Source organism: Cupriavidus sp. UME77 (assembly GCF_014170355.1).
Taxonomy (GTDB): domain Bacteria; phylum Pseudomonadota; class Gammaproteobacteria; order Burkholderiales; family Burkholderiaceae; genus Cupriavidus; species Cupriavidus basilensis.
The window spans coordinates 120,040-144,252 of record NZ_LZZU01000090.1; the positions used below are offsets into that span (position 1 = coordinate 120,040).

A 24,213-nucleotide genomic window follows, 5' to 3' on the forward strand; every position below is an offset into this window, starting at 1 on the left:
CGCCCCGGGCTTCGCATCGCCGCTGTCATGGCGTGCGGTTGTATTCGTTCTGGTACTGGTTGCGCTCGCGGATCTGGTTCTGCCAGCTGGTCTTGTCGCCCGGCGTCCAGCCCTTGGCCACGAAGGGATCGCCCGGCGCGCCCTCGTACGCCGGCGCGTCGGATTTCTTGTGCGCCGCCGTGGCGGTCTGCGCGCGCTCGCCGCAGGCGGCCAGCGCGGTGCAGCCGGCGGCCAGCAGGATCAGCAACAGGCGGGTCATGATGGCTGTGCTCCCGAGGCGCCTGAAGCGGGTGGCGCGGCGGGCGGCGCCGCGCCCGCGGCACCCTGCGCGGCGCCCTTGTTGCCGTAGGCCGTGCCCCAGCCGAACACATCGCCGCCTTTGCCGCGCTTGATCACGCGGTTGCGCAGTATGTCGGCAATCACGTCGCCGTCGCCGCCCAGCAGCGCCTTGGTCGAGCACATTTCCGCGCACAGCGGCAGCTTGCCTTCGGCCAGCCGGTTGCGTCCGTACTTCTCGAATTCTTCGTCGCTGCCGTTCTTCTCCGGCCCGCCGGCACAGAACGTGCACTTGTCCATCTTGCCGCGCACGCCGAAAGTCCCGGCGCTGGGGAACTGGGGGGCGCCGAACGGGCAGGCGTACGAGCAGTAGCCGCAGCCGATGCAGACGTCCTTGTCGTGCAGTACCACGCCGTCGTCGGTACGGTAGAAGCAGTCGACCGGGCACACCGCCATGCAAGGCGCGTCCGAGCAGTGCATGCACGCGACCGAGATCGATTTCTCCGCGCCGACGATGCCGTCGTTGATGGTCACCACGCGGCGCCGGTTGACACCCCACGGCACCTCGTGCTCGTTCTTGCAGGCGGTGACGCAGCTGTTGCACTCGATGCAACGCTCGGCGTCACAGATGAATTTCATGCGTGCCATGGTCGTTCCTTGCCCTTGGTCTCTGTCCCTATCGCTGTCTCTATCGCTATCCCTGCCACTATCCCTGCCGCTATTTCGATGTCGATCACAACCGCATTCAGGTGAACCGTGCGATCTGGCAGATCGTGGTCTTGGTTTCCTGCATCATCGTCACCGAGTCATAGCCGTAGGTGGTGGCCGTGTTGACGGCCTCGCCGCGCACGATCGGCATCGCGCCCTCCGGGTAGTAGTCCTTCAGGTCCTTGCCCTGCCACCAGCCAGAGAAGTGGAACGGGATGAAGGCGGTATCCACGCCGACGCGCTCGGTCACCAGCGCGCGCACCTTGATGTGCGCGCCGGTGGGCGTGCTGACCCAGCAGAAATCGCCGTTGCGGATGCCGCGATCGGACGCCGCGCGCGGGTTGATCTCGACGAAGTTCTCCTGCTGCAACTCAGCCAGCCACGGGTTGGACCGGGTTTCCTCACCCCCGCCCTCGTATTCGACCAGGCGGCCGGAGGTAAGGATGATCGGGAACTTCTCGTAGAGCTTGTTCTCGACGTTGCGCTGCTGCAGCGACTTGTACAGCGTGGGCAGCCGCCAGAACGCCATCTTGTCGTCGTGCGTGGGGTACTTGGCGACCATGTCGGGCCGGGTGGAATACAACGGCTCGCGATGCTGCGGGATCGGGTCGGGGAAGTTCCACACAATGGCCCGCGCCTTGGCGTTGCCAAAGGGGTGGCAGCCATGGTTCTTCAACACCACGCGCTGGATGCCACCGGACAGATCCGTCTTCCAGTTCTTGCCTTCGGCCTTCTGCTTCTCGGCGTCCGTCAGCTCGTCCCACCATCCCAGCTTCTTCAGCAGCACGTGGTCGAACTCCGGATAGCCGGTGGTAATGTCCGCGCCTTTTGAGTACGAACCGTCCTCGGCCAGCAGGCTGACGCCGTCGCGCTCCACGCCGAAGTTGGCGCGGAAGTTGCCCCCGCCGTCCATGACGTTGCGGCTGGTGTCATACAGGTTAGGCGAGCCGGGGTGCTTGAGCTCCGGCGTGCCATAGCACGGCCACGGCAGGCCGAAGTAGTCTCCGGTCAGGTCGTAGCCGGTCAGCGGATCCTTGCCGCCCAGGCAACGCAGCGTGCGCACGTCGAACTTCTCCATATTGCGCATATGAGACTTGAGCCGCTCGGGAGATTGCCCGGTGTAGCCGATGGTCCAGTTGCTGGCGTTGATCTCGCGCAGGATGGATTCGACTTCGGGCTCCATCCAGGTCCGGCCCGCGCGCTTGACCTCGTTGAGCTTGAAGTTCTTCGACAGCTCCTTGCCAAAGCCGAGCCGCTCGGCGAAGGCCTGCATGATGGTGTGGTCCGGCATCGACTCGAACAGCGGCTCGATCACCTTCTCGCGCCACTGCAGCGAGCGGTTGGAGGCCGTGCAGGACCCGGTGGTCTCGAACTGCGTGCAGGCCGGCAGCAGGTAGACCGCGCGGTTCGGGTTGACCTTGTCGCCTTGCGCCGGCGGCATGTTGGCCATCGCGGCGGTGGCTGACGGATACGGGTCGATCACCACCAGCAGGTCGAGCTTGTCGAGCGCCTTCTTCATCTCCAGCCCGCGCGTCTGCGAGTTGGGCGCATGGCCCCAGAAAAACACCCCGCGGACGTTGTTGTCCTGGTCGATCAGCTCGGGCTTCTCGGTAACGATATCGATCCAGCGCGACACCGTGGTGCCGGACTTCTCCATCATCGCCTGCGAGGCGTACTGCTTCTTTATCCATTCGTAGTCGACGCCCCACACCGCGGCGAAGTGCTTCCACGCCCCGGTGGCCAGGCCGTAGTAGCCCGGCAGGGAATCCGGGTTGGGGCCCACGTCGGTCGCGCCCTGCACATTGTCGTGGCCGCGGAAGATGTTGGCGCCGCCGCCCGACACGCCGATATTGCCCAGCGCCAGCTGCACCAGGCAGGAGGCGCGCACGATGGCGTTGCCGATGGTGTGCTGGGTCTGGCCCATGCACCACACCAGCGTGCTGGGCCGGTTCTTGGCCATGATCTCGGCAACCTGGTGGACCTGCGCCTCGGGCACGCCGCAGACTTCCTCGACCTTGTCCGGCGTCCACTTGGCAAGGACTTCCTCCTTTACCTTGTCCATGCCGTAGACGCGATCGTTGATGTACTTCTGGTCTTCCCAGCCGTTCTGGAAGATGTGGTACAGCACGCCAAACAGGAACGCGATATCGGTGCCCGAGCGGACCCGTACGTAGTAGTCGGACTTCGCGGCCGTGCGGGTGTAGCGCGGATCGACCACGATCACCTTGCAGCCGTTCTCCTTGGCGTGCAGCAGGTGCAGCATCGACACCGGGTGCGCCTCGGCCGCGTTGGAGCCGATATACAGCGCCGCGCGGGCGTTCTGCATATCGTTGTACGAGTTGGTCATCGCACCATAGCCCCAGGTATTTGCCACGCCGGCCACCGTGGTGGAGTGGCAGATGCGTGCCTGGTGATCGGTGTTGTTGGTGCCGAAGAACGACACCCACTTGCGCAGCAGGTAGGACCCTTCGTTGCTGTGCTTGGAAGAACCGACGAAGAACATCGAGTCCGGCCCGGTCTGCTGGCGGATCTCTTTCATCCTGGCGGTGATCTCGTCAAGCGCCTGGTCCCAGCCGATGCGCTGGTATTTGCCGTTCACCAGCTTCATCGGGTACTTCAGCCGGTACTCACCGTGGCCGTGCTCGCGCAGCGCGGCGCCCTTGGCGCAGTGCGCGCCCATGTTGATCGGCGAATCGAAGACCGGGTTCTGGCGCACCCACACGCCGTTCTGCACCACGGCGTCGACCGCGCAGCCCACCGAACAGTGACCGCATACGGTACGGCGCACAACGATATTGCCCTGGCCTTCGCCAGTGCCGGCGGCACCTGATGCATCCGCGGCATCCGCCCGGCGCAACAACGTCAGCTGCGAAGCCGCCAGCCCCGCGCCCACCCCGATGCCGGAACGCTTGAGAAAGCTGCGCCGGTCCATGGTGGGCATGGCACCCGCCAGCCCGGCAGCCAGACGCTCGGATAACCGGCCGCCAGCGCGCTCGCCCGAGCCGCTAGCCAGTTGCGAAGATGCGCTGCCCTGCGCCGCGCGTTTGCGGGTCAAGATCATGTATCACCCCAGGATGGAAACGAGGTAAAGCGAGGCGTGCGCCAGGCGCGGCCACTCACACCAGCGTAGTCCGGTAGTACTTGCGAATATGTTCTGTGACCCGGTAGCCGTCGCCGTCGGTCGACGTGACATCGGGAATGGCCGCCGCCAGGCTGGGCACAGCGGGCATGGCCGGACCGCGCGAAGTCAGCGCGGCGGCGGCGCCGGCCGCGGCAACGACCCCGGTGCCGGCAAGGAAGGCGCGGCGCGCGGCCTTCGGCTGCTTGTCTTTCATTTTGGGGGGCTCCTCGGCCTGTCCAGACCGATTACCAATCCTGTTATGAACACTACTGCCTATTTTAGAATGATATGTGTCGAAAGACCATGACTCCCCGGGATTTCCATGATGGCAATCAAGATCTTGCGTGCAATCAATGCATTTCCAGCGCGATCGCCTCGACCGCCATGAAAGCCTTCAGCAGCGCGGCCACGCGGGCATAGAGCCGCGCTTGCGGATGCGCCGCCGCGCTGTCGCACAGGGTTTCCACCCATGACTGCAGATGGCGCGAGAAAAAATGCTGCTGCTCGGCAAGGTTTGCCACGCCGGCATCCTCGCCCGCCACCAGGAAGCGCATCACCTCGCACAATGTGGCGATGTGATCCTCGGTCTCGCTGACGTTGTCCTGCCGCACCAGGCCATAGCGCGCCAGGTCGTCGCGCAGCGCCACCAGCGGGCGCTCATTGAGGAAGCCGGTCTGGTAGTAGGAGCCGTACAGCAGGACTTCCGGCTTGCCCACGCCGACGAACAATTGCTGGTATTCGTCGCTGGCTTGCTCGGCCGTGGTGACCGATGCTGCGTCGCACAAATCGTTCCAGGCGTCGCCCAGCGGCGTGGCGGCGTCCTCGCCGTGCGCGCGGTTGGCGGCGATATGGTGCAGCAGCGCGGCATCCGGCGCGCGATACAGCAGCGTGGCCAGCAGGCCGTACAGGTCCGCCCGGGCGGTGTCTTCTGCGTTGGGCGCCGCGTGGGCGACCGGAGGGATCAGCTGGATAGGCTGGAAATCTGTCATGTCGTGATGATTCTCAAGGATGGCCTGCTTGGCTACTGCAAGGCGTTGCCGCTGGCCTCGCCGCTGTTCTTTTCCATCATGTCGACGACGCGGCAATCGCCGCACATCTTCAGGCGCTCGGCGGCCTCGCCGGCAAACGCCGGGTGGCTCGCCAGCCGGGCCAGCATGGCATGCACCATCTGGGCGGTGCCGAACGGCTTGGCGCAGCGAATGCAATGGAAAGGCTGGGTCTCGGCCAACGTCACGGTGCGGCGCGCTTGCTCACCGGTGAGCAAGCGCGGCACCAGGGTGATGGCGTCTTCCGGGCAGGTCTTCTCGCACAAGCCGCACTGCACGCAGTTGCGCTCCAGGAAGCCCAGCACCGGCCGCTCGGGATTATCGCGCAGCGCTTGCGAAGGGCAGGCGCCCACGCAGGCCATGCACAGCGTGCAGCGCCCGGTGTCCACCGCCACCGCGCCCAGCGGCGCCCCGGCAGGCAGCGCAACGCTGGCGGCCGGGCGCGGCGCATTGCGCACGAGGTGATCAAGCGCGAAATCCAGCGTCTCGCGCTTGGCGGCCGCAGCGTGGAACACGGCGGGTGGCGCGGCTGGCCGGTTGCTCCCCGGCGCAGCCAAGGCCGATAGTTGCGCGTCCAGCGTGGCGGCATCCGGGCCATCCACCAGCGACAGGCATTCGCCGTCATAGCCGAGGCCCGCCAGAATGGCCTGCCCCACTGCCACCTGCCCGGCCAGCGCCGTACGGTATTGCGGGGCCTCGTCACCGGTGAGCATCACGGCGACACGTCCAGCACCCCAGCAGATGGCCGCCAGCCACAGCTCAAGCCCGCACGCGGCCGGGTGGAACAACCCCACCGGAATCACATTGGGCGGCATGCCGTGGGCCTGTCCGGCACGCGCGGCGCGGCCCAGCGCCAGGATGGGCGCATTGCCGTACTCCTCGCCATGCAGCAACAGCACAGCGTCGCGCCCGCCCGCAGCGCGGTAGGCCGAGATCAGGGTGCGCAAGCGCTCGCCGAGGTGATCCGGCTTGGGATAGGCATAGCTGATGGCGCCGCTCGGGCACACCGTGGTGCAGGCGCCGCAGCCCATGCACAGGTTCGGCGTGACCTCAATGCGGCCGCGCCCGTCGTGCCATTGCGAGCGGATCGCTTCGGTGGAGCAGATGTCGATACAGGCCGTGCAACCCGTGGTCTGGTTGCGGCCATGCGCGCAGAGTTTCTCCTTGTACTGGAAGAACTTCGGCTTCTCGAACTCGCCCACCAGCTGGACCAGCGCCAATGCCTGTGCCTGCTGGCGCAGCCCATCCGCACCGGCGTACAGGTAGCCCTGCGGCGGCGCGTGCATGAGCAAGGCGGGCGTGTCGGCGAGGTCGAACACCAGGTCGAAGCGTTCCGTGGCAGTGGCGGCCGGGCGGTCAAAGTCGATCGCGGCGGCAGCTCCACAGGCCTTCACGCAAGCGCGGTGCGAGCGACAGCGGTCCAGGTCCACCTGGTAGCTGAAATCGATGGCGTCTTCCGGGCAAGCGTCGATGCAGGCATTGCAGCGCGTGCACAGGTCCAGGTCGATCGGGTTGCTGCGCCCCGCGCCGGTCTCCCAGCTGGCCTCGAAAGCGCCCAGCCACCCGCCGAGCTTGACCAGCTTGCCGCTGTGCACAGGGAACGCCCGCGAGGCGGGCAGGCCGGCCGGGGCCATGGCCCCGGCGGCGGCGCTGAGCAGGACCGAAACTTCCATGCCCGCTTCGGCCAGCTTGCCGGCCCAGGGGATCGCGCGGTCGGCGGGGCCTAGCACCAGCGCGGCGCCGCCGGAGCGGTAGTCCACCACGGGCACCGGATCCGGGTCCGGCAGCGCGGCGGCGGCCAGCAAGGCAGCGATCTTGGCGTTGGCGGTTTTCGGGTCGCGCCGCGCCCCCTGCGACCAGCCACCGGTCTCGCGGATATTGACGAAGCGCACGGGCGCCGTCATGGCGCCCTCGGCCTGGCGCCGGGCGGCTACCTCCGTAAACAGCGCGCGCTCCTGCGTGCAAGCCACGATGACATCGTCGGTGCCGGCAAGCGCGGCGGTGAAATCTCCAATCTCGCGGCGGCACAGCAGATGATGGACCTTGAGCGGCGTCTTCGCGCCACCCGCGGGCGCGGGAACACTGCCCGACAATGCCGCCCCGTCAAGCGGCATCGTGTCGTTGCAATTGCAGATCAGCGTCGGCATGGAGAGTGCGGCTGGCCGGCCTGGCCGCCCCCTTGGTTGGGAGTCTTGCCGCCGGCGGAATGTGGGGGAAGCCTATTGTAGGCCGCGCCGCGGGCCGCGACTACGCGTGTTTGCCTGGGGCGGAATGGCCAGCCGGGGATGCGGCAGGAGGCAAGCTGGCATCGGCATCGGCATCGGTGGCGGTGGCGGTGGCAATGCCGGGCTCCGCTGCCTCGCCGGCTGATTGTGGCAATGCAGCAGACGGTTCGGGCGGCACCAGGGCCGCGTCTTGCACATCGGGCCCTTCTTGCTGTGCGCGAGCCGCTGCCAGTTCCTCGTCGGTGGGCGCGAACAGCCCCAGCGTCTCGGACTGGCGCATGCGCCGCAGCACATCCAGCGGAATCGGATCGGGCTGGCTGTAGTCGTCGATATAGGTATCGAGGCCGTCCATCACGTTGAAATGCGGATCGGCGAACAACGTCTTGAGCGCGGCGCGCTTCACGTTTTCGTCCACGCCACGCGCGACGAAGCGGGCAATGCTGTCGCCCGGCTGCAGCAAGGCGGCATCGGCTAGCGTGGGAAGCGGTTCAGCGGGTGGGGTAGGTGGGACGGGGTCTGGCAGTGCCCGGGCTACTGGCGCATCCCTGCCGGGAGGCTCGGACGACTGCGCCGGAAGGCGGGGCTCAGCCTCAAGCGGCTTGCCGTCGCGCGCCGCAGCCTTGCGGCGGGACCAGCGCGACAGGAAGGAAGCATCGCTCATGCGCGGTTTGCCTGCATCAGTAGCGCGCCCGGTCCTCCGGCGCCTTGAATGATTCCGGGCGGCGGCGTTTCTTGGACTCGGGCCGGTAGTACTGGGCCACGTAGGCTTGCAGCCACTCCAGCTGCTCAGGGGCCAGCGGTACGTTCTCGACGGTTTCGCCGGCGTCGAGCCAGCGTCCGGCCTCGTTGTAGGACAGTGTCACCGTCATTGGCACCGGCAGCGGCTCGCCGTCGCGCGACGTCGGCATGGCGGCCTGCCCGCCCTCCTCCGCCATTCGCCACAGCACGAACCAGCAGGGCGCGGTGGAAGTGAGGTTGAGGTAGTAGCCCTCGGCCTCGTCACGGAACAGCGTGACGGCGTAGCCTGGGTACAGCCAGCGCGCGCCGTGTTCGTCCTGCGCCAGGCAGTGGGGTATGGCGCCGAACTCGCCAAGATCCGGCAGCACGGCGTCGAGTTCCCATTTCCAAGGCTGCCAGCGGCTGGCCAGCGGCACACGGCGCATCACCACGGCCATGGTCACGCCGGGCCGGCCGGCGGGCACGGCGTCGGGGGCCGGGTTGCCTGCAGCAGAGTCGGCTGGCGTGTCCATGGGATCAGGTGTTCTGCACCACGATGCTGGGGAACTTGCTGGTCATGTCGCGGGCGCGGTCGGCCACCTTGACGGCCACCTTGCGCGCCATGGCGCGGTACAGCTCGGCGATCGGGCTGTCAGGATCGGCTACCACGGTGGGCCGGCCGGTATCGGCCTGCTCGCGGATCGAGCGGTTAAGCGGCATGCTGCCCAGCAGGTCCACGCCGTAGTCCTGGCACATCTTCTCGCCACCGCCTTCGCCGAAGATATGCTCGACGTGGCCGCAGTTCGGGCAGCAGTAGACAGCCATGTTCTCGACGATGCCGAGGATGGGGATGCCCACCTTCTCGAACATCTTCAGGCCCTTCTTGGCGTCCAGCAGGGCGATATCCTGGGGAGTGGTGACGATGACAGCACCCGTCACCGGCACTTTCTGCGACAGCGTCAGCTGGATGTCGCCGGTGCCCGGCGGCATGTCCACGATCAGGTAATCGAGATCGTGCCAGTTGGTCTGGCGCAGCAACTGCTCCAGCGCCGAGGTCACCATCGGGCCGCGCCACACCATCGGGTTGTCCTGCTCGATCAGGAAGCCGATCGAGTTGGCCTGCAGGCCGTGGCCTTCGAGCGGCTCCATGGTCTGGCCATCGGACGACTCCGGGCGGCCATCGATGCCCAGCATCATGGGCAGGCTCGGGCCGTAGATGTCGGCGTCGAGCATGCCCACGCGGGCACCCTCGGCGGACAGCGCCAGCGCCAGGTTGACGGCAGTGGTGGACTTGCCCACGCCGCCCTTGCCCGACGCCACGGCGATCACGTTCTTGACGCCCGGCAGCAGCTTGACGCCGCGCTGCACCGCGTGGGCCACGATGTTCATGCTGACGGCCACGTTGGCATTGGCCACGCCGGGCAATTGGCGCAGCGCATCCACCACTTGTTTGCGGATCGGTTCCAGCTGGCTCTTGCCGGGATAACCCAGCTCCACTTCCAGCGACACATCGCCGCCTTCGACCCGCACATTGCGAGCCGAACGGGTGGACACCAGATCCCGGCCCGTGTTGGGGTCGATCACGGTGCGCAGGACTTCGGTAACCTGGTCGACGGTGAGGCTCAAGACAATCTCCGCTACTGAATATGGGAATATGGGGAAGGCGCGTACTTTATCAAAGTATGAACGAAGTGCGGCGCAAGGGTAACGTGAGGGGAACGCGCGGGCGGCAAGCCCATATTACGCACGTGGAATTACACGCACTTACAACTGTCACAGCCACAGGCTTGTGCACCCGGCATCATCTCCTTATTGTAGTGCGCCAGGAACGCGAGCCCGGTGAATACGGTCCGGGCCCTTGTATTCAGGTGCCTTCCGCGTTATTTCTAGCGATGTTGCGCGCACCACCTCAAAATCAGCCAAAAAAGCTTCGTCCTGAAGGAGAAAGCATGAAACTCAAGCTCGTCAGCCTTGCCATTGTCGCCACCCTTGCCGCCGGCTGCGCCACAGAACAAGGCACCCAGACCGCGGTCGGCACCGGCGTGGGCGCTGCGGTCGGCGCCGGCCTGGGCAACCTGATCGGCGGCAATACCACCGGCACGCTCGTCGGCGCGGCGGTCGGCGGGGCCCTGGGCGGGGCCACGGGTTACAACTGGAACGCAATCCGCGGCAAGCTGAACAAGGACACGGCGGGCACGGGCACGCAGATCACCGAGCAGCCGGACGGCTCGCTCAAGGTGAACATCCCCAGCCAGGTGACCTTCGATACGGACAGCGCCACCATCAAGCCGTCGTTCCGCTCGGTGCTCGACCAGGTCTCGCAGACCCTTGCCCAGCAACAGGACGTCTCCGCCACCGTGGTGGGCCATACCGACAGCACCGGCAACCCGAACTACAACATGCAACTGTCGCAGCGCCGCGCCCAGAGCGTCGCGACCTACCTGGGTGACCGAGGCGTCGCCCGGACCCGCCTGGCAGCCGAAGGACGGGGCCAGACCCAGCCGGTCGCGGACAACGCCACCGAGGCCGGACGCGCACAAAATCGCCGGGTCGAAATTTATTTGAAACCAATTCAGAGATGATGCGGTCATAGAAATAGGTACCGCTTGTCACCGTTGCTGGCTCGCGATGGGTGGCTGACCTCCCGGGCGGTACCTGATTTCTCCTCCTTTTCCGTTGTGGAAAGCTGCGCCGGCTCTGACCGGCGCTTTTTTTGTTCTCAGTTTGTTGAGTGCTTTTTGCATCACTAAAGACCGACCAGAGCACTCTCTTCCCGCCGCGCCCCTGCGCAGTGCACGCGCTGCCCGCCCCGCTTGTTAGAATAGCCCTCTCACGGTGCCCGCCCGACTTTGGTGGCGACGCCCCCCGCCTTTCCGTCCAACCCCCTCCTGACCGGCAATTTTTCCATGACCGCACGTCGCATCCTCGTTACTTCTGCCCTGCCCTACGCCAACGGCCAGATCCATATCGGCCACCTGGTGGAATACATCCAGACCGACATCTGGGTGCGCTTCCAGCGCATGATGGCGAACGAGGTCTACTACGTCGGCGCGGACGACACGCACGGCACCCCGGTGATGCTGCGGGCCGAGAAAGAAGGCATTACGCCCAAGCAGCTGATCGATCGCGTGTGGACCGAGCACAAGCGCGACTTCGACAGCTTCATGGTGTCGTTCGACAACTACTACAGCACCGACTCGGAGGAGAACAAGCAGCTCTCCGAGAAGATCTACCTGGCGCTGAAGGCCGAGGACCTGATCGCCGAGCGCGAGGTCGAGCAGTTCTACGACCCGGTCAAGAACATGTTCCTGCCGGACCGCTTCATCAAGGGCGAGTGCCCGAAGTGCGGCGCCAAGGACCAGTACGGCGACTCATGCGAAGTCTGCGGCACCACCTACGTGCCCACCGACCTGAAGAACCCGTACTCGGTGGTGTCGGGCGCCACGCCGGTGCGCAAGTCCTCCGCGCATTACTTCTTCAAGCTGTCCGACCCGCGCTGCGAAACCTTCCTGCGCGAGTGGGTGGCTGACCTGGCCCAGCCGGAAGCGGCCAACAAGATGCAGGAATGGCTTGGCGCCGAAGGCGAGACTTCCACGCTGTCGGACTGGGACATCTCGCGCGATGCGCCCTACTTCGGCTTCGAGATTCCCGGGGCTCCCGGCAAGTATTTCTACGTGTGGCTGGATGCGCCGATCGGCTACTACGCCAGCTTCAAGAACCTGGCCGAAAAGAAGGGCATCGATTTCGACGCCTGGGTAGGCCCGCACTCCACCGCCGAGCAATACCACTTCATCGGCAAGGACATCCTGTATTTCCATACGCTGTTCTGGCCGGCCATGCTGCGCTTCTCGGGCTACCGCACGCCCACCAACGTGTTCGCGCACGGCTTCCTGACGGTGGACGGCGCCAAGATGAGCAAGTCGCGCGGCACCTTCATCACCGCGCAGAGCTATATCGACACTGGCATGAACCCGGAATGGCTGCGCTACTACTTCGCCGCCAAGCTCAACGCCAGCATGGAAGACCTCGACCTGAACCTCGATGACTTCATTGCGCGCGTGAACAGCGACCTGATCGGCAAGTACGTCAACATTGCCAGCCGCGCCGCCGGCTTCCTGGTCAAGCGCTTCGACGGCGTGGTGGACGAGGCCGCGCTGGCCCACCCGCTGCTCAAGCAATTGCGTGAAGCCGCGCCGCAAGTGGCACAGTTCTATGAAGCCCGCGAGTACAGCAAGGCGCTGCGCCTGGTGATGGAGCTCACGGATTCGGTGAACGCCTTCGTCGACACGGAAAAGCCGTGGGAGCTGGCACGCGACGAAAGCAAGCGCGCGGCGCTGCACGCTGCCTGCTCGGTCTCGCTGGAAGCCTTCCGCCTGCTCACCGTCTATCTCAAGCCGGTGGTGCCGCAGATGGCCGCGGGCGTGGAGCGCTTCCTCAATATCGAGCCGCTGGACTGGCGCGGCATCGACAAGCAACTGTCGGCTTCGCGCCCGGTGCAGCCGTACTCGCACCTGATGACGCGCGTGGATGCCAAGCAGGTCGATGCACTGCTGGCCGCCAACCGCGACTCGCTGCAGGCCACCGCGCCCGCCGGTGAAGCGGATGCCGCCACTGCGTCGATCGAGCCCATCGCCGACACCATCACGATCGACGACTTCGCCAAGATCGACCTGCGCGTGGCCAAGATCGTGGACTGCCAGAAGGTGGAAGGATCGAGCAAGCTGCTGCAGCTCACGCTGGACCTGGGCGAAGGCAAGACGCGCAACGTCTTCTCCGGCATCCAGTCGGCCTACACGCCCGAGCAACTGGTGGGCAAGCTCACCGTGATGGTGGCCAACCTGGCTCCGCGCAAGATGAAGTTCGGGCTGTCCGAGGGCATGGTGCTGGCCGCATCGGCAGCGGATGAGAAGGCCACGCCGGGCCTCTGGATCCTGGAGCCGCACGAAGGCGCTCTGCCGGGCATGCGCATCGGCTGACCCGCGGCGGCGGTAAGGCGCGCCAGCGCTGAGCCGCCAACGCGCCATGGCGCCGGCGCCGATTGACGCCACGCCGCCGGCAAGCCCATACTGCACCCATGCCCGACAGGGTGTTGATGGGATTTCCTGGCATGCCCGACAGCGTTCCCGGCCACGCCCCCGCTCCTTCCGGCACGCCAGCGCCGCCCGCTGGCGGCAGGCCACGCCTGCGCCAGCCCTTCCCCCTAGCCGCCTTCCACCCGCGCCTGCTCGACAGCCTGCGCGACTACAACCGCGCCCTCTTCTTCAAGGACCTCGCCGCCGGCCTCACCGTGGGTGTGGTGGCGCTGCCGCTGGCGATGGCCTTTGCCATCGCCTCCGGGATGCCACCGCAGGCCGGCCTGTTCACCGCCATCATCGCGGGCTTCCTGATCGCCGCGCTGGGCGGCTCGCCGGTGCAGATCGGCGGTCCCGCCGGCGCCTTCATCGTCATCGTCTACGGCATCGTGGCGCGCTACGGCGTGGCCAACCTGCTGATCGCTACCATCCTGGCGGGCGGCCTGCTGTTCGCCATGGGGCTGTTCCGGCTAGGGACCCTGATCCGCTTTATCCCCGTGGCCATCGTGATCGGCTTCACCAACGGCATCGCGGTGCTGATCATGGTCTCGCAGATCGCCGATTTCCTTGGCCTGCAAACCGGCAAGCTGCCCGGCAATTTCCTTTCGCAGATGCGTGTGCTGGGACGCGCCCTGCCCACGGTGTCCTGGCCCACGGTAGCGCTGGCGGTCAGCTCGCTGGTGGTGGTGGCGGGCTGGTCGCGCCTGGCCCTGCTGGCAGGCAAGCGCTGGCGCCCCGTATCGACGATTGCTGCAAACCCGGCAAGCCCGCCGAGCCCGCCCAATGCGCACGGCCGCCTTGGCCGTGCGCTGGCCATGGTTCCCGGCACGGTGATAGCGCTGGTGCTAGCCACCGCGGCCAATGGCCTGCTGCACTTGCCGGTGGAGACAATCGGCACGCGCTTCGGCGGCATTCCGCAAGGCCTGCCGCCGTTTGCGCTGCCGCAACTGAGCTGGCAATTGGTCCAGCAACTGGTGGCGCCCACCCTGACCATCGCCCTGCTCGGCGCCATCGAATCGCTGCTCTGCGCGCGTGTGGCTGACAGCCTGATCGACGACCGCCACGATCCCAACCAGGAGCTGATGGCGCAGGGCATCGCCAATATCGTCACGCCGTTCTTCGGCGGCCTGCCGGCCACAGGCACCATCGCCCGCACCGTCACCAACGTGCGCAGCGGTGGGCGCACGCCGGTGGCTGGCATGATCCACGCCGCCACGCTGCTGCTGATCGTGCTGGTGGCGGCGCCACTGGCCAGCGCCATCCCGCTCGCCACGCTGGCCGCCATCCTGCTCTACGTGGCGTGGAACATGGGCGAGTGGCATGTGTTCGGGCTGACGCACCTGAAGCGCTACAGCAACAACTACCGCATCATCCTGCTCGGCACCTTCGTGCTGACCGTGGTGTTCGACCTGACCGTGGCGGTGCAGGTAGGACTGGTGCTCGCCTGCCTGTTCTTCATCTACCGCATGGCCGCGCTCACGCAGATCGAGCCGATCGCGCCAGCCGCGCTGCCCCCGGCGGCCGACGGCAGGCCGCTGCCGGCCGGCGAGGTGGCGGCCTATCACATGACCGGCGCGCTCTTCTTCGGCGCCGTCAACAAGGTGGAAGCGCTGATCGACCCCCGCGACCGCACGCAGCCGGTACCGGCGGTGCTGATCCTCGACGTGGGCAAGCTGGTGGCACTGGACACCACCGGCCTGGACACGCTGGATGCCTTGCGCAAGACGCTGGCGCGGCGTGGCGGCACGCTGGTGATCTGCGCCGCGGCAGCACAGGTGATGTCGCTGATGCGGCGCGCGGGCTTCCTGGAACGGATGGGCACGGCAAACTATTGCGACACACTGGCCGCAGCCTGTGCCAGGGCCGGCGTATTGCTCGCCGAGCGGGCCGAGCGGGCCGCTGCAGGCTAACCGCCCTGCAGCCGCTCGTCGCTGCGCGAGGTGTGCGTCACCTTGCCATCGGCGTTGAAATGCACGTTGAAGAACGCCTTCTCCTGCGCGCTTTCCCACCAGCGGTAGCCCCACACCTCTTCCTTCTTGAGCGCGAAGGCTTCCACCTTGGTAGGCTTGCCGACCAGGCGGCGGATATCGTCGCGGCTCATGCCGGCGCGCACGCGCGCGAAGTTCTCCGCGGTCAGCACCTGCTCGATGGCGCGCACCTTGCCATCGGCGCCGATCGTCACCATCCAGGTGGTGGCGCCTTCCGGGCCGCGCGGGTATTCCAGCCGGCGGCCGCCGTCCTCTTCTTCCCACGTGATCTCCGGGCGCCCGGCCTGTTTGCGCACGTCGTCCTCGCTGGATTCACCTACGACGATGCCCTTGAACAACTGGCTGTCCGGCTTGACCGAGTTCCAGGTGGCGTGAGCGGTATCGCCCGCCTTCTTCATCGCTTCGTCGACCTTTTGCTGGTCGCACCCGAACAGGGCAAGCACGGAGGAAATCAGTCCCATGGCGGCGAGGCGTCGGTAAGACGCGGCAGTGGCGGAGGTGGGCGGCACGCAGATCATGGTGCGTGTCTCAGGGCTGCGCGGGCGCGGTGGCGTCCGTTGCATTGCTGTCGGCATCCTGGCTGGCATCGGTCTGGCTCCTCGCGGTTCCGGCGCGGCTGGACGCGCCCGTGAACAAATTGCCCCAACTGTCGAAGCGGCGGTTAAACAGCACCGAGAGCCCGTTGATCGAGCCACCCTTGGCAATCAGCGACCAGCGCCGCGAGAATGCCCAGGTCAGCTTGACCACGTTGCTGGCACTGGTCAGGCTCTGCTCATAGCCCACCGAGATCTGCTCGGTCACGGCCTTGCCCACGCTGACCACCTGCTGGTCGTTCAGGCCGGCCGTGCTGGGCCCGATCGAAAACTCGTCGATGCCCAGATGCTGCACGATCCCCTTGCCCGCACGCCCGCCCAGCATGCCCAGCGCGGCACCACCCAGGGCCCCCGCACTGAGTTGCTGCTGCTGTCCGGCCGCGGCGCTTTCCGCGCCGTAGCCGAACATCAGCCATGACAGCTTATCCTCCTCAGGCACATTCGGCTCGGACACCAGCTTGACGCGCGGCAGGCGTACCGTGCCGGTCACCTCCACCCCTGCCTCCACTTCCTGGTTGCGGCGCATGGCGCGGATATTGAGGTTGGGATTGTCCACCGGCCCGTTGAAATTGACGATGCCGCGCTCGATGTTGAGCTTGCGCCCAAACGCCTCATAGGTGCCGTCGGTCACGCGGATGGTGCCGGTGGCACGCAGCGGCGTCAGCGGGGCGCTGCGCACGCCAAGCTGGCCGCCCAGGCGCAGGTCCGCGCCGGCCCCGCGGAAGCGGAAATTGTCGCCGAGGTCGAGCGTGAGGTCGATCAGCGGGCTGAAACGGCTGGCCGGCTTGGCCTCCGGCAACGGCGTGGCGGCGGTCTTGATCTCGCGCTGGTCGCGGCGGCGCACCACCACTACGTCGTCGCCCAGCTCCGGGGCGCCGGCCTTGGGCAGGTCGAACAAGCCACGATCCACGCGGAACTTGCCGCGGATCACGATCTGGCGGTTCTCGTTGGCGATGCTGGCATCGCCGGAAATGATCAGCGTGCGCTCGGGGCTGGCAAAGAGCTGGAGCTTGTCGGCCACGATCTTGCCCGTCAGGTTGGGATCGGTGTCGCCCAGCTTCACTTTGCCGGTGGCCACGATCTTGCCGTCGCCGCCGCGGAACTCCACCTGCTTGAGCTCGATGGTGTTCTGGTCGAGCACCACGTGCACGATGCCATCGGTCAGCTGGATACCCAGGTCGTAGAGCGTGATGGCGACGCCGGTGCCGTCGATCGTGCCGGTAACGAGGGGCTGCCCGACACTGCCCGCCAGTAGCAGAACAGCCGCCAGCTTGCCATCGAACGCGAATTGCGGGCCGCTCAGCGCCTCCAGCGACTTGATCTTCGGCACATCCAGCGAGACCTTGCCCGCCAGCCTGGAAGCCGGCGTCACCGTCATCAGGCCTTGCTCCTGGATCAGCCCGGCGGACGCGTCTACCGCCACCTTGCCGACCCGTGCGGCCTCGATACCGCCCCTCAGGTTGACGCGGCTGCCGGCAAACTCGGCGCGCAGCGCGGTTTCGCCCAGGCCCAGCGCAGTGTAGCCCCGCCCGGCGCTCACCGAGACGTCGCCGCTGCGCCGGCGCAGCTCGGCAAAGCCGGAGGCAGACTCCGCCAGCGTGATGTTCCAGCGGCCGTCCAGCACCAGGTCCGAGCGCACCGGCGGCGCTTCGCCGGTCAAGGCCTCGGCCAGGCGCAGCACGTTGGCCACCTGCAGGCCATCGAGATTGCCCTGGGTGCGGATGCGGCCGTGGTCGAAATCGAAGCTGTCCACAGTCACGCGGGCGCGCTCGAACTGCAGGCTGGCCGCGCCGAGATGCACGCGCTGGTCCGCCACCTGCAACTGCGTCGGCGCGATCAGCCGCACGTTGACGGTGCCGCGCTCCTCCAGGGTGCCGATGGTGCCCTTCCAGCCGGCCGCCCCTTGCCAGGCCCCCTGCCCCGACAAGGTGAGTTGCATCGGCTTGTCGTGCAGCGCGCCGGCCACCTTCAGGTTGAAGGCATGGCTGGCCTGGGTGCCGCTGAGCGAGGCATCGAGCGTGCTCAGCGTGGCGACCGGGCCGCGATAGTCGCGGGCGTTCAGTTTCAGCGCGAGCGTGCCGTTCAACCCCCCGCGCAACTCGGCGCGGCCGCTGGCGCTGGCCACGTGGTGCGGGCCCACCACCAGCGACTGCGCGTCATAGCTGGCCACGATCTCGGGCCGTGCCAGCGTGCCGGTGATGTCCGCGTCGAGCTTTAGCACGCCGGCCACGCCGAACTTGAGCCGCTCGAGCTGCGGCGCATCCACATGCACTTTCAGCCGGTCGCCGCGCGCGCCAAAGCTGCCGTTGATCTGGGCCTGGTTGCCTGCCATCTCCAGCGTGGCCTGGCTCGGCAGCAAGCGCTCGCCGGCCAGGCGCAGCTTGCCCTCGCCACGCATCGGCAGCCCCGCATAGACGCTGTCGCGCACCGCGAAGTCCAGCGCCACGCGGTGCTCCGGCGCCAGCGTGCCGCTGGCGGTGAAGTCCGCATTGATGCGCCCGGGCGCCACCTCGGCCACGCGGGCCGGGTCGAAATTGATCAGCTTGCCCTTGAAGCTGAAGGGCTGAGCGTCCTTCAGCGACAGCTTGCCATCCGCGTTGAGCGTGCCCGCGCCGATGCCGGCGCGCAGCGAGGTCAGCGTCACCGCCTCGCCATCCAGATGCGCATCGGCAAAGAGCTTGTACTCGCCGCCAGCCAGGTCCAGCGCTAGGCTCTGGCGGCCGGGTTCCATCCGCAAGCTCACCGGGCCGGACAAGCGCATGCGCTTCAGGCTGCCATAGAGGGCCTGCGGGTCGAGGTTGCGCACGTCGAGGTCGAAGCCGCCGCGGCTATCGCGCAGCGCACCGCTGCCGCGGATCTCGCCGCCGCCGGCCAGCGCCACGTGGAGGTCGCGCACCATCTGCGCTGCCTCGCTGACCTCGATATGCGCTTGTACCGATTCCACCGGCAGGCGCTCGGCGTCGAGCTTGCCGGCCTCGTGGTTGACGATGCGCACGTCGCCCGCCACGCGCAGGGACGCACTGTCGTGGGCGCTGCCAGGCTTGGCCGCGGGAGCGGAGGCCGGGGCGGCAGTTGCCGATGCCGGCGCCACTGCAGATGCCGACGGTGCCGCCGGGGCGCTGGCCGCTGTGGCCGGCGCTGTCGTGGCCGTGCCATCCACCGGGCGCAACTCGGCCTGCACGGAGAGATTGGCCTGCGGCGCCGACGGGCTGAACAAGCGCGGATTGATGTGCTCGCCATTGACCAGCACATGGGTGAACGGCACCTTGCCAAACGGTGTCAGGTCCGCCTCGGCACGGCCGCGCAGGCGATCGCCGCTGGCCTCGGCTTGCGCGTGCAGCATGGCAAGCGAGCCACGCACATTGGCGCTGATGCTAAAGGATTCCTTCTGCCAGCTGCCCTCCAGCAGCGCGGCGCCGTTCAGCGCAAACGGCGCCTGGCCGGCGATCTGCGCATTGGCGGCCAGCTTGCCGTATGGCGTGACCAGCCGTTCCACGCTGATGCGGTGGCGTTGCCCGTCGGAATGCAGCGAGCCCACCAGGTCGCTGAACACCATCTCGCTGGGCGTGGCCGGCGGCCCTTGCAGCAAGGTCAGGCGGTCCAGCGTGAGCGTATCCACGTCCACGGCCAACGGCAGGTCGAGCGATTTGGGCAAGGAGGCGGGCGCGCTGTCAGGCTGGGACGGCGGCAAGCGCAGCGTGACGGCGCCCACGCGCAGCGCGCTGACATGCAAGCGGGTCGGCGACCAGCCAAGCGCCCAACTGCCGTCAACACGGTCAACCGTCACCCGTGTCTCGCCGCTGGCAAACACCACATCGCGCAACCGCAGGCCATGCGCCACCGTGCCGCCTTCGAGCTTGCCGGACAACGCACCTGAGGACAGGCGCGTGGCGAGCGACCACAACTGGCGCGTGCCGGCCTCCGTACGCAAGGCCAGCACCACCGCCGCAACCGCCGCCAGCACCAGCAACAGCAGCACCACGACGCACCACGCCAGCCAGCGCCCAAGGCGCGTGCGCCGCGGCCGCGCCGGCCCGGGCGGAACATCGCCGGCGGCGGGAACAGGAGGCATGTCGGGAATACTCATGTGGCAAATACCCTGCAACTGCGTTCATGGAGGACGCCGTGCTGGCGGCCGGGCCACATCGTCATCGTCAGATCAATCATCAGAACGCGACTCCCAGCGAGATATGCGGGCGGAACTGCTTTTCCTGGATGCCGTAGCCCACGTCGAGCTGCACCGGCCCCACCGGGCTGCGCCAGCGCGCGCCGATGCCCACGCCGTTGTAAAGCTTGACACCCGTCAGGTTGTCCGTGGCGGTGCCCACGTCCCAGAAGATCGCTGCGCCCCAGTCATGCAGGAACCAGTACTGGTACTCCAGGCTCGCCGTGCCGAGGTACTTGGCCGGCAGCACGCTGGCGCCGTTGCGGGTGCCGATCGACTGGTAGCTGTAGCCCCGGATCGAATCCGTGCCGCCCGCCCGAAAACGCAGCGAGGCGGGGACCTTGGTAACGTCGCCGTTGGTGATATCCGCGCCAAGCTCCAGCCTGGCCACCACCAGGTCGCGCTTGCCCACGGGCACGTACTGGCGGATACGCCCGTACAGGCGGAAGAAGGTTTCGTCGCTCAGCATGTGCTTGGCGGCCACGCCCACCTGCGTGCTGATCACGTTGCCGCGGCGCGGGAACACCGGGTTGTCCACGTCGCGCCGCGTCCAGGCAAAGGCAGGCACCAGCGCCCGGCTGAGCTGGTTCGGGTCGCCGAAGGGCTGCAGGTTGTCGTAGTAGTAGTCGAGCGAAATGGTGGTGTCGTACTTCTCGCGCGAGCGGGACCGTTTCAGGCCGGTGCGCAGGCTGGTCAGGTCGGTGCTTTCGAGGTCGATGGTGCGTTCGTAGCTGGCGTAGGCACTGTTGCGGTACGTCCTGCTGTCCGGTGGCATCGCGATCTCGCCGAATGCGTACTGGCGCTTTTGCTCGATGCGCGCTTGCGAGTCGAACACCCAGGCGCGGTTGAACAGGTTGTAGTAAGAATATCGGCCTTCGACCTGGGCGCCGGTATCGGTGGTGTAGCCCACGCCGGACGACAGCCGATTGACGGGATACTCCCGCACCCGGACATACACCGGCACAGTGACCTTGTCGGCACTCATGTCGACCTTGGGCTCGGCGGCCCGGTCCGGACTGGTGTCGACAATCTTGCCGTCCTCCGTCGTCTCCTGCTCGCCAAGGTCGATCTGCACATTGGCGAAATACGGCTGGTTCTGGAGCGCGCGCTGGAATTCCAGCAAGCGCTCCACGCGGTAGGGCTCGCCCTCATACAGCGGATTGACGTTGCGGATGATCTGCTCGGGATAGCGCCGCAGCCCGCTGATCTTCAGCGGCCCCATGCTGTAGGCCGGGCCGCTGGCAAAGCGCGCGCTCAGGTCCGCCGCGTGCTCATCCGGCTCGATGCGGGCTTGCGAGCCGGTCAGGCGGGCGCCATAGTAGGTGTTGCTCTGCAGCGCCACCAGCGCATCTTCCTTGGCCTTGTCCCAGTCCGCCTGGCGAAACGGCGCGGCTGCCGGCAGGCCCCACTTGGCCCTGATTTCGGCAATCCGCTCCGGCGACTGGCTGGCGGCCGGGCCGGTCACGCTCAAGTCGACGGCGCGGATCACCGTGCGCGCGCCCAGCTCCACCGTGATGTGCACGGTACGCTCGTCGCCGCTGCCGTCCACCTTGGTGGTGGTCTGCGGATCGAAATAGCCTTCGGTGGAAGTGAACTGGCGGACCTGCTCGCCCACGGTCTCGACCATATAGTTGAACTGGTCGGGCGAGATGTCGTCGCGGGTGCGGTAGCGCGACAGGTCCAGGTGCTCCTGCAGGATTTCCTTGATCGGCTTGGGCGCGTCCACCTCGACTTGATAGGCGGCAGCGGCGGGCCCCGCGGCTAGCATCAGGGCCGCCAGCAGCGGGGGCATCAGGCGGCGCAGCACGGCCGGCGCCACCGGCAGTCCGCCGGCATGGGCGGCAAGGCCGGCGGGCATGGTGCACGGGTTCCCTGGGTCCATCCTCATCGATCGATGCACGTCACGCAAAGTCGATATTTGACCACACCCGCGCGGCCGGCCTGACCGGGGCCGCCAAAAAGACCGCCGCCACTGTCACAACTGCGGTCACCACAGCGGTCACCACAACCATCGCCGACAGCGAGGGCACGGGATGAAAACAGCAGATTCGCGCGCAATCCCGTTGCCAGGCCCGCCGATACGGTAAAATCCCCGCTGTTTGTTAATTTCACCCTGTTTCCCGCCATGGCTGCCTACGAATCGGATATCACCCAGTTCCTGAAGTCGCTCAAGGACGAGCGCCCTTCCCTGGAAGCGGAACAACGCCAGGGCCGCGCCCTGCTGTGGGACAAGAGCCCGATCAATCTCGAAGAACGTGCCCGTGCCGACGCCTCGCGCGTGGCGCAAAAGCCGTACGTCTACTCGCTGGACTAAAGCCCTTACCCGCCGCATCGCCCCACCCCCGAGCGAGCGCCCCTAGATGAACCAGAGCGAGCAGGACAAGCTGAAGCCGGCGATCGAGCTGCCGAGCGTGACGCCCGAGCAGGACTCCACGCCGGCCGCCGTCGACGGCATGGCGTTCGCGCGCCTGTACGGCGAGCCCCTGTTCAAGCTGCCGCAGGACCTGTACATCCCGCCGGATGCGCTGGAAATCTTCCTGGAAGCGTTCGAGGGGCCGCTGGATCTGTTGCTTTACCTGATTCGCAAGCAGAACTTCAACGTCCTCGATATCCCGATGGCGCAAGTGACGCGTCAGTACCTCACGTATATCGAGCAGATCCGCAAGAGCAATCTCGAGCTGGCCGCCGAATACCTGCTGATGGCCGCCATGCTGATCGAGATCAAGTCGCGGATGCTGCTGCCGGTGAAAAAGTCCGACAGCGACGACGAAGAAGAGGATCCGCGCGCCGAACTGGTCCGCCGCCTGCTCGAGTACGAGCAGATGAAGCTGGCGGCCATGCGCATCGACCAGGTGCCGCAGCTCGGGCGCGATTTCCTGCACTCGCAGGTCTACATCGAGCAGAGCATTGCGCCGCGCTTTCCCGATGTGGAAGTGGTGGACCTGCAGGCCGCCTGGGCCGACGTGATCAAGCGCGCCAAGCTCAACCAGCACCACAAGATCTCGCGCGAGGAATTGTCCGTTCGCGAGCACATGAGCCACATCCTGCGCCGCCTGCAGCATGCCCGCTTCATGGAGTTCAGCGAGCTCTTCGAAGACGCGGTGCGTTCCGGCAAGGGCGTGCCGGTGGTGGTGGTCAACTTCATCGCCATGCTCGAGCTATCGCGCGAAGCCCTGGTCGAGATCACCCAGGCCGAACCCTTCGCACCGATTTATGTGCGATTGGCGTACATTCCCAGCTAAGCCGCACCAATAGCGCCGCCCGCCTCGGGCCACATGCTCTACAATCCGCCGACAATCGGCGCCACCTAGAGCACCGGACCGGCCTCCCGGCGCACACCCGCGCCAGGGCATTCCTACCACGACCAGCACACCAACTTCATGAAAGTCATCTCCTCCATTCACGAGTTGCGGGACCAGTTGCGCGGGCAGAACCGGGCGGCGTTCGTGCCGACCATGGGCAACCTGCACGAAGGCCACCTGTCGCTGATGCGCCTGGCGCGCCAGCATGGTGACCCGGTGGTCGCGTCGATCTTCGTCAACCGGCTGCAGTTCGGTCCCAATGAGGATTTCGACAAGTACCCGCGCACGCTGCAGGACGACATCGAGAAGCTGCAAAAGGAAGGCGTCTATGTGCTGTTTGCGCCCACCGAGCGCGACATGTACCCGGAGCCGCAGGAATACCGCGTGGAGCCGCCGCACGACCTGGGCGACATTCTGGAGGGCGAGTTCCGCCCCGGCTTCTTCAAGGGTGTGTGCACCGTCGTGATGAAGCTGCTGTCCTGCGCGCAGCCGCGCGTCGCCGTGTTCGGCAAGAAGGACTACCAGCAACTGATGATCGTGCGCCGCATGGTCCATCAGTTCGCGCTGCCGATCGACATCGTCCCCGCCGAAACCGTGCGCGCCGAAGACGGCCTGGCCCTGTCCTCGCGCAACCGCTACCTGACGCCCGACGAGCGCACCGAAGCCCCGGTGCTCTACAAGACACTGCACGAAGTCCGCGATACCGTCCTGGCCGCCAACAGCGCCAGCGCGGACCTCGCCGCCATCGAAGCCAGCGCCAAGGCGGCCCTGCAAGCCCGCGGCTGGCAACCCGACTACGTCGCCATCCGCAAGCGCGTGGACCTGCAAGCCCCCACCCGCGAAGAATATGTAGCCGGCGAACCGCTGGTCATCCTGACCGCAGCCAAGCTAGGCGCGACCCGGTTGATCGACAACCTGGAAATCTGACCAGCCAGGCAATGACGCCTCCCCCCCCATACGTCTTAGCCATGTGACCCGCCCCCAAGGCGGGGAACACCCC

18 protein-coding genes are annotated in these 24,213 nt (G+C 66.8%); 6 read left to right on the plus strand and 12 right to left on the minus strand.

Going from position 1 to position 24,213, the window contains the following annotated elements:
- Positions 1–25: 25 nt before the first annotated feature.
- The 9 genes from A9975_RS34285 to apbC all read right to left on the minus strand — a co-directional run bounded on the left by A9975_RS34285 (position 26) and on the right by apbC (position 9,719).
- On the minus strand, positions 26–259 hold the full coding sequence (locus A9975_RS34285; protein WP_150984024.1) for a hypothetical protein: 234 nt from the start codon (positions 257–259) through the stop codon (positions 26–28).
- The gene (gene fdh3B / locus A9975_RS34290; RefSeq protein ID WP_183036617.1) at positions 256–924 is read right to left on the minus strand and encodes a formate dehydrogenase FDH3 subunit beta; all 669 of its coding nucleotides are present in this window, start codon (positions 922–924) and stop codon (positions 256–258) included. Before fdh3B ends, A9975_RS34285 begins: the two co-directional genes overlap by 4 nt.
- 97 nt (positions 925–1,021) lie before the next feature.
- Positions 1,022–4,045 carry a molybdopterin-dependent oxidoreductase gene (locus tag A9975_RS34295; protein WP_183036618.1) on the minus strand — a complete coding sequence of 1,008 codons (3,024 nt, stop codon included), beginning with the start codon at positions 4,043–4,045 and terminating at the stop codon, positions 1,022–1,024.
- Between the two features lie 55 nt (positions 4,046–4,100).
- Complete coding sequence (locus tag A9975_RS34300) at positions 4,101–4,319, minus strand: formate dehydrogenase (protein ID WP_043348783.1); 219 nt, start codon at positions 4,317–4,319, stop codon at positions 4,101–4,103.
- A 136-nt stretch (positions 4,320–4,455) separates the two neighbouring features.
- Positions 4,456–5,094, minus strand: coding sequence for a molecular chaperone (locus tag A9975_RS34305; RefSeq protein ID WP_150984020.1), 639 nt, complete (start codon positions 5,092–5,094; stop codon positions 4,456–4,458).
- 32 nt (positions 5,095–5,126) lie between these two features.
- Positions 5,127–7,298: a 4Fe-4S binding protein gene (locus tag A9975_RS34310; protein WP_183036619.1), complete on the minus strand. Its 2,172-nt coding sequence runs from the start codon at positions 7,296–7,298 to the stop codon at positions 5,127–5,129.
- Between the two features lie 100 nt (positions 7,299–7,398).
- Positions 7,399–8,037: a DUF3306 domain-containing protein gene (locus A9975_RS34315; protein WP_183036620.1), complete on the minus strand. Its 639-nt coding sequence runs from the start codon at positions 8,035–8,037 to the stop codon at positions 7,399–7,401.
- 16 nt (positions 8,038–8,053) lie between these two features.
- Complete coding sequence (locus tag A9975_RS34320) at positions 8,054–8,626, minus strand: DUF3305 domain-containing protein (protein WP_183036621.1); 573 nt, start codon at positions 8,624–8,626, stop codon at positions 8,054–8,056.
- Positions 8,627–8,630: 4 nt separating this feature from the next.
- Entirely contained in the window at positions 8,631–9,719 is a 1,089-nt protein-coding gene (gene apbC, locus A9975_RS34325) for an iron-sulfur cluster carrier protein ApbC (protein ID WP_183036622.1), read from the minus strand.
- Positions 9,720–10,042: 323 nt separating this feature from the next.
- Between apbC and A9975_RS34330 the strand changes: the two genes are divergently transcribed.
- The 3 genes from A9975_RS34330 (at position 10,043) to A9975_RS34340 (ending at position 15,075) form a co-directional block, all read left to right on the plus strand.
- Entirely contained in the window at positions 10,043–10,675 is a 633-nt protein-coding gene (locus A9975_RS34330) for an OmpA family protein (RefSeq protein ID WP_150984015.1), read from the plus strand.
- Positions 10,676–10,999: 324 nt separating this feature from the next.
- On the plus strand, positions 11,000–13,069 hold the full coding sequence (gene metG, locus A9975_RS34335; protein ID WP_183036623.1) for a methionine--tRNA ligase: 2,070 nt from the start codon (positions 11,000–11,002) through the stop codon (positions 13,067–13,069).
- Positions 13,070–13,200: 131 nt separating this feature from the next.
- Positions 13,201–15,075, plus strand: a complete 1,875-nt coding sequence (locus A9975_RS34340) for a SulP family inorganic anion transporter (protein ID WP_183036624.1) — start codon at positions 13,201–13,203, stop codon at positions 15,073–15,075.
- Here the strand turns inward: A9975_RS34340 and bamE are convergent.
- From bamE to A9975_RS34355, 3 genes are all read right to left on the minus strand, one after another.
- A complete protein-coding gene (gene bamE / locus A9975_RS34345) occupies positions 15,072–15,614 on the minus strand; it encodes an outer membrane protein assembly factor BamE (protein WP_043352217.1) in 543 nt (180 codons plus the stop codon). The two genes, A9975_RS34340 and bamE, sit on opposite strands and share 4 nt — an antisense overlap.
- Positions 15,615–15,681: 67 nt before the next feature.
- Positions 15,682–19,833, minus strand: coding sequence for a translocation/assembly module TamB domain-containing protein (locus tag A9975_RS34350; RefSeq protein WP_183036625.1), 4,152 nt, complete (start codon positions 19,831–19,833; stop codon positions 15,682–15,684).
- 79 nt (positions 19,834–19,912) lie between these two features.
- Positions 19,913–21,769 carry an autotransporter assembly complex family protein gene (locus A9975_RS34355; RefSeq protein WP_183036626.1) on the minus strand — a complete coding sequence of 619 codons (1,857 nt, stop codon included), beginning with the start codon at positions 21,767–21,769 and terminating at the stop codon, positions 19,913–19,915.
- Positions 21,770–22,036: 267 nt separating this feature from the next.
- Between A9975_RS34355 and A9975_RS34360 the strand changes: the two genes are divergently transcribed.
- The 3 genes from A9975_RS34360 to panC all read left to right on the plus strand — a co-directional run bounded on the left by A9975_RS34360 (position 22,037) and on the right by panC (position 24,140).
- Positions 22,037–22,225, plus strand: a complete 189-nt coding sequence (locus tag A9975_RS34360; protein ID WP_006160566.1) for a DUF3460 family protein — start codon at positions 22,037–22,039, stop codon at positions 22,223–22,225.
- Between the two features lie 46 nt (positions 22,226–22,271).
- Complete coding sequence (locus tag A9975_RS34365; protein ID WP_183036627.1) at positions 22,272–23,153, plus strand: ScpA family protein; 882 nt, start codon at positions 22,272–22,274, stop codon at positions 23,151–23,153.
- A gap of 138 nt (positions 23,154–23,291) precedes the next feature.
- On the plus strand, positions 23,292–24,140 hold the full coding sequence (gene panC, locus A9975_RS34370; RefSeq protein ID WP_150984010.1) for a pantoate--beta-alanine ligase: 849 nt from the start codon (positions 23,292–23,294) through the stop codon (positions 24,138–24,140).
- Positions 24,141–24,213 lie beyond the last annotated feature (73 nt).

What these genes read in the sequence shown, in the direction of transcription:
- A9975_RS34285 (WP_150984024.1), bottom strand. Translation starts at nt 259, where the DNA reads ATGACCCGCCTGTTGCTGATCCTGCTGGCCGCCGGCTGCACCGCGCTG.
- fdh3B (WP_183036617.1), bottom strand. Translation starts at nt 924, where the DNA reads ATGGCACGCATGAAATTCATCTGTGACGCCGAGCGTTGCATCGAGTGC.
- A9975_RS34295 (WP_183036618.1), bottom strand. Translation starts at nt 4,045, where the DNA reads ATGATCTTGACCCGCAAACGCGCGGCGCAGGGCAGCGCATCTTCGCAA.
- A9975_RS34300 (WP_043348783.1), bottom strand. Translation starts at nt 4,319, where the DNA reads ATGAAAGACAAGCAGCCGAAGGCCGCGCGCCGCGCCTTCCTTGCCGGC.
- A9975_RS34305 (WP_150984020.1), bottom strand. Translation starts at nt 5,094, where the DNA reads ATGACAGATTTCCAGCCTATCCAGCTGATCCCTCCGGTCGCCCACGCG.
- A9975_RS34310 (WP_183036619.1), bottom strand. Translation starts at nt 7,298, where the DNA reads ATGCCGACGCTGATCTGCAATTGCAACGACACGATGCCGCTTGACGGG.
- A9975_RS34315 (WP_183036620.1), bottom strand. Translation starts at nt 8,037, where the DNA reads ATGAGCGATGCTTCCTTCCTGTCGCGCTGGTCCCGCCGCAAGGCTGCG.
- A9975_RS34320 (WP_183036621.1), bottom strand. Translation starts at nt 8,626, where the DNA reads ATGGACACGCCAGCCGACTCTGCTGCAGGCAACCCGGCCCCCGACGCC.
- A9975_RS34330 (WP_150984015.1), top strand. Translation starts at nt 10,043, where the DNA reads ATGAAACTCAAGCTCGTCAGCCTTGCCATTGTCGCCACCCTTGCCGCC.
- metG (WP_183036623.1), top strand. Translation starts at nt 11,000, where the DNA reads ATGACCGCACGTCGCATCCTCGTTACTTCTGCCCTGCCCTACGCCAAC.
- A9975_RS34340 (WP_183036624.1), top strand. Translation starts at nt 13,201, where the DNA reads ATGCCCGACAGCGTTCCCGGCCACGCCCCCGCTCCTTCCGGCACGCCA.
- bamE (WP_043352217.1), bottom strand. Translation starts at nt 15,614, where the DNA reads ATGGGACTGATTTCCTCCGTGCTTGCCCTGTTCGGGTGCGACCAGCAA.
- A9975_RS34350 (WP_183036625.1), bottom strand. Translation starts at nt 19,833, where the DNA reads ATGAGTATTCCCGACATGCCTCCTGTTCCCGCCGCCGGCGATGTTCCG.
- A9975_RS34355 (WP_183036626.1), bottom strand. Translation starts at nt 21,769, where the DNA reads ATGCCCGCCGGCCTTGCCGCCCATGCCGGCGGACTGCCGGTGGCGCCG.
- A9975_RS34360 (WP_006160566.1), top strand. Translation starts at nt 22,037, where the DNA reads ATGGCTGCCTACGAATCGGATATCACCCAGTTCCTGAAGTCGCTCAAG.
- A9975_RS34365 (WP_183036627.1), top strand. Translation starts at nt 22,272, where the DNA reads ATGAACCAGAGCGAGCAGGACAAGCTGAAGCCGGCGATCGAGCTGCCG.
- panC (WP_150984010.1), top strand. Translation starts at nt 23,292, where the DNA reads ATGAAAGTCATCTCCTCCATTCACGAGTTGCGGGACCAGTTGCGCGGG.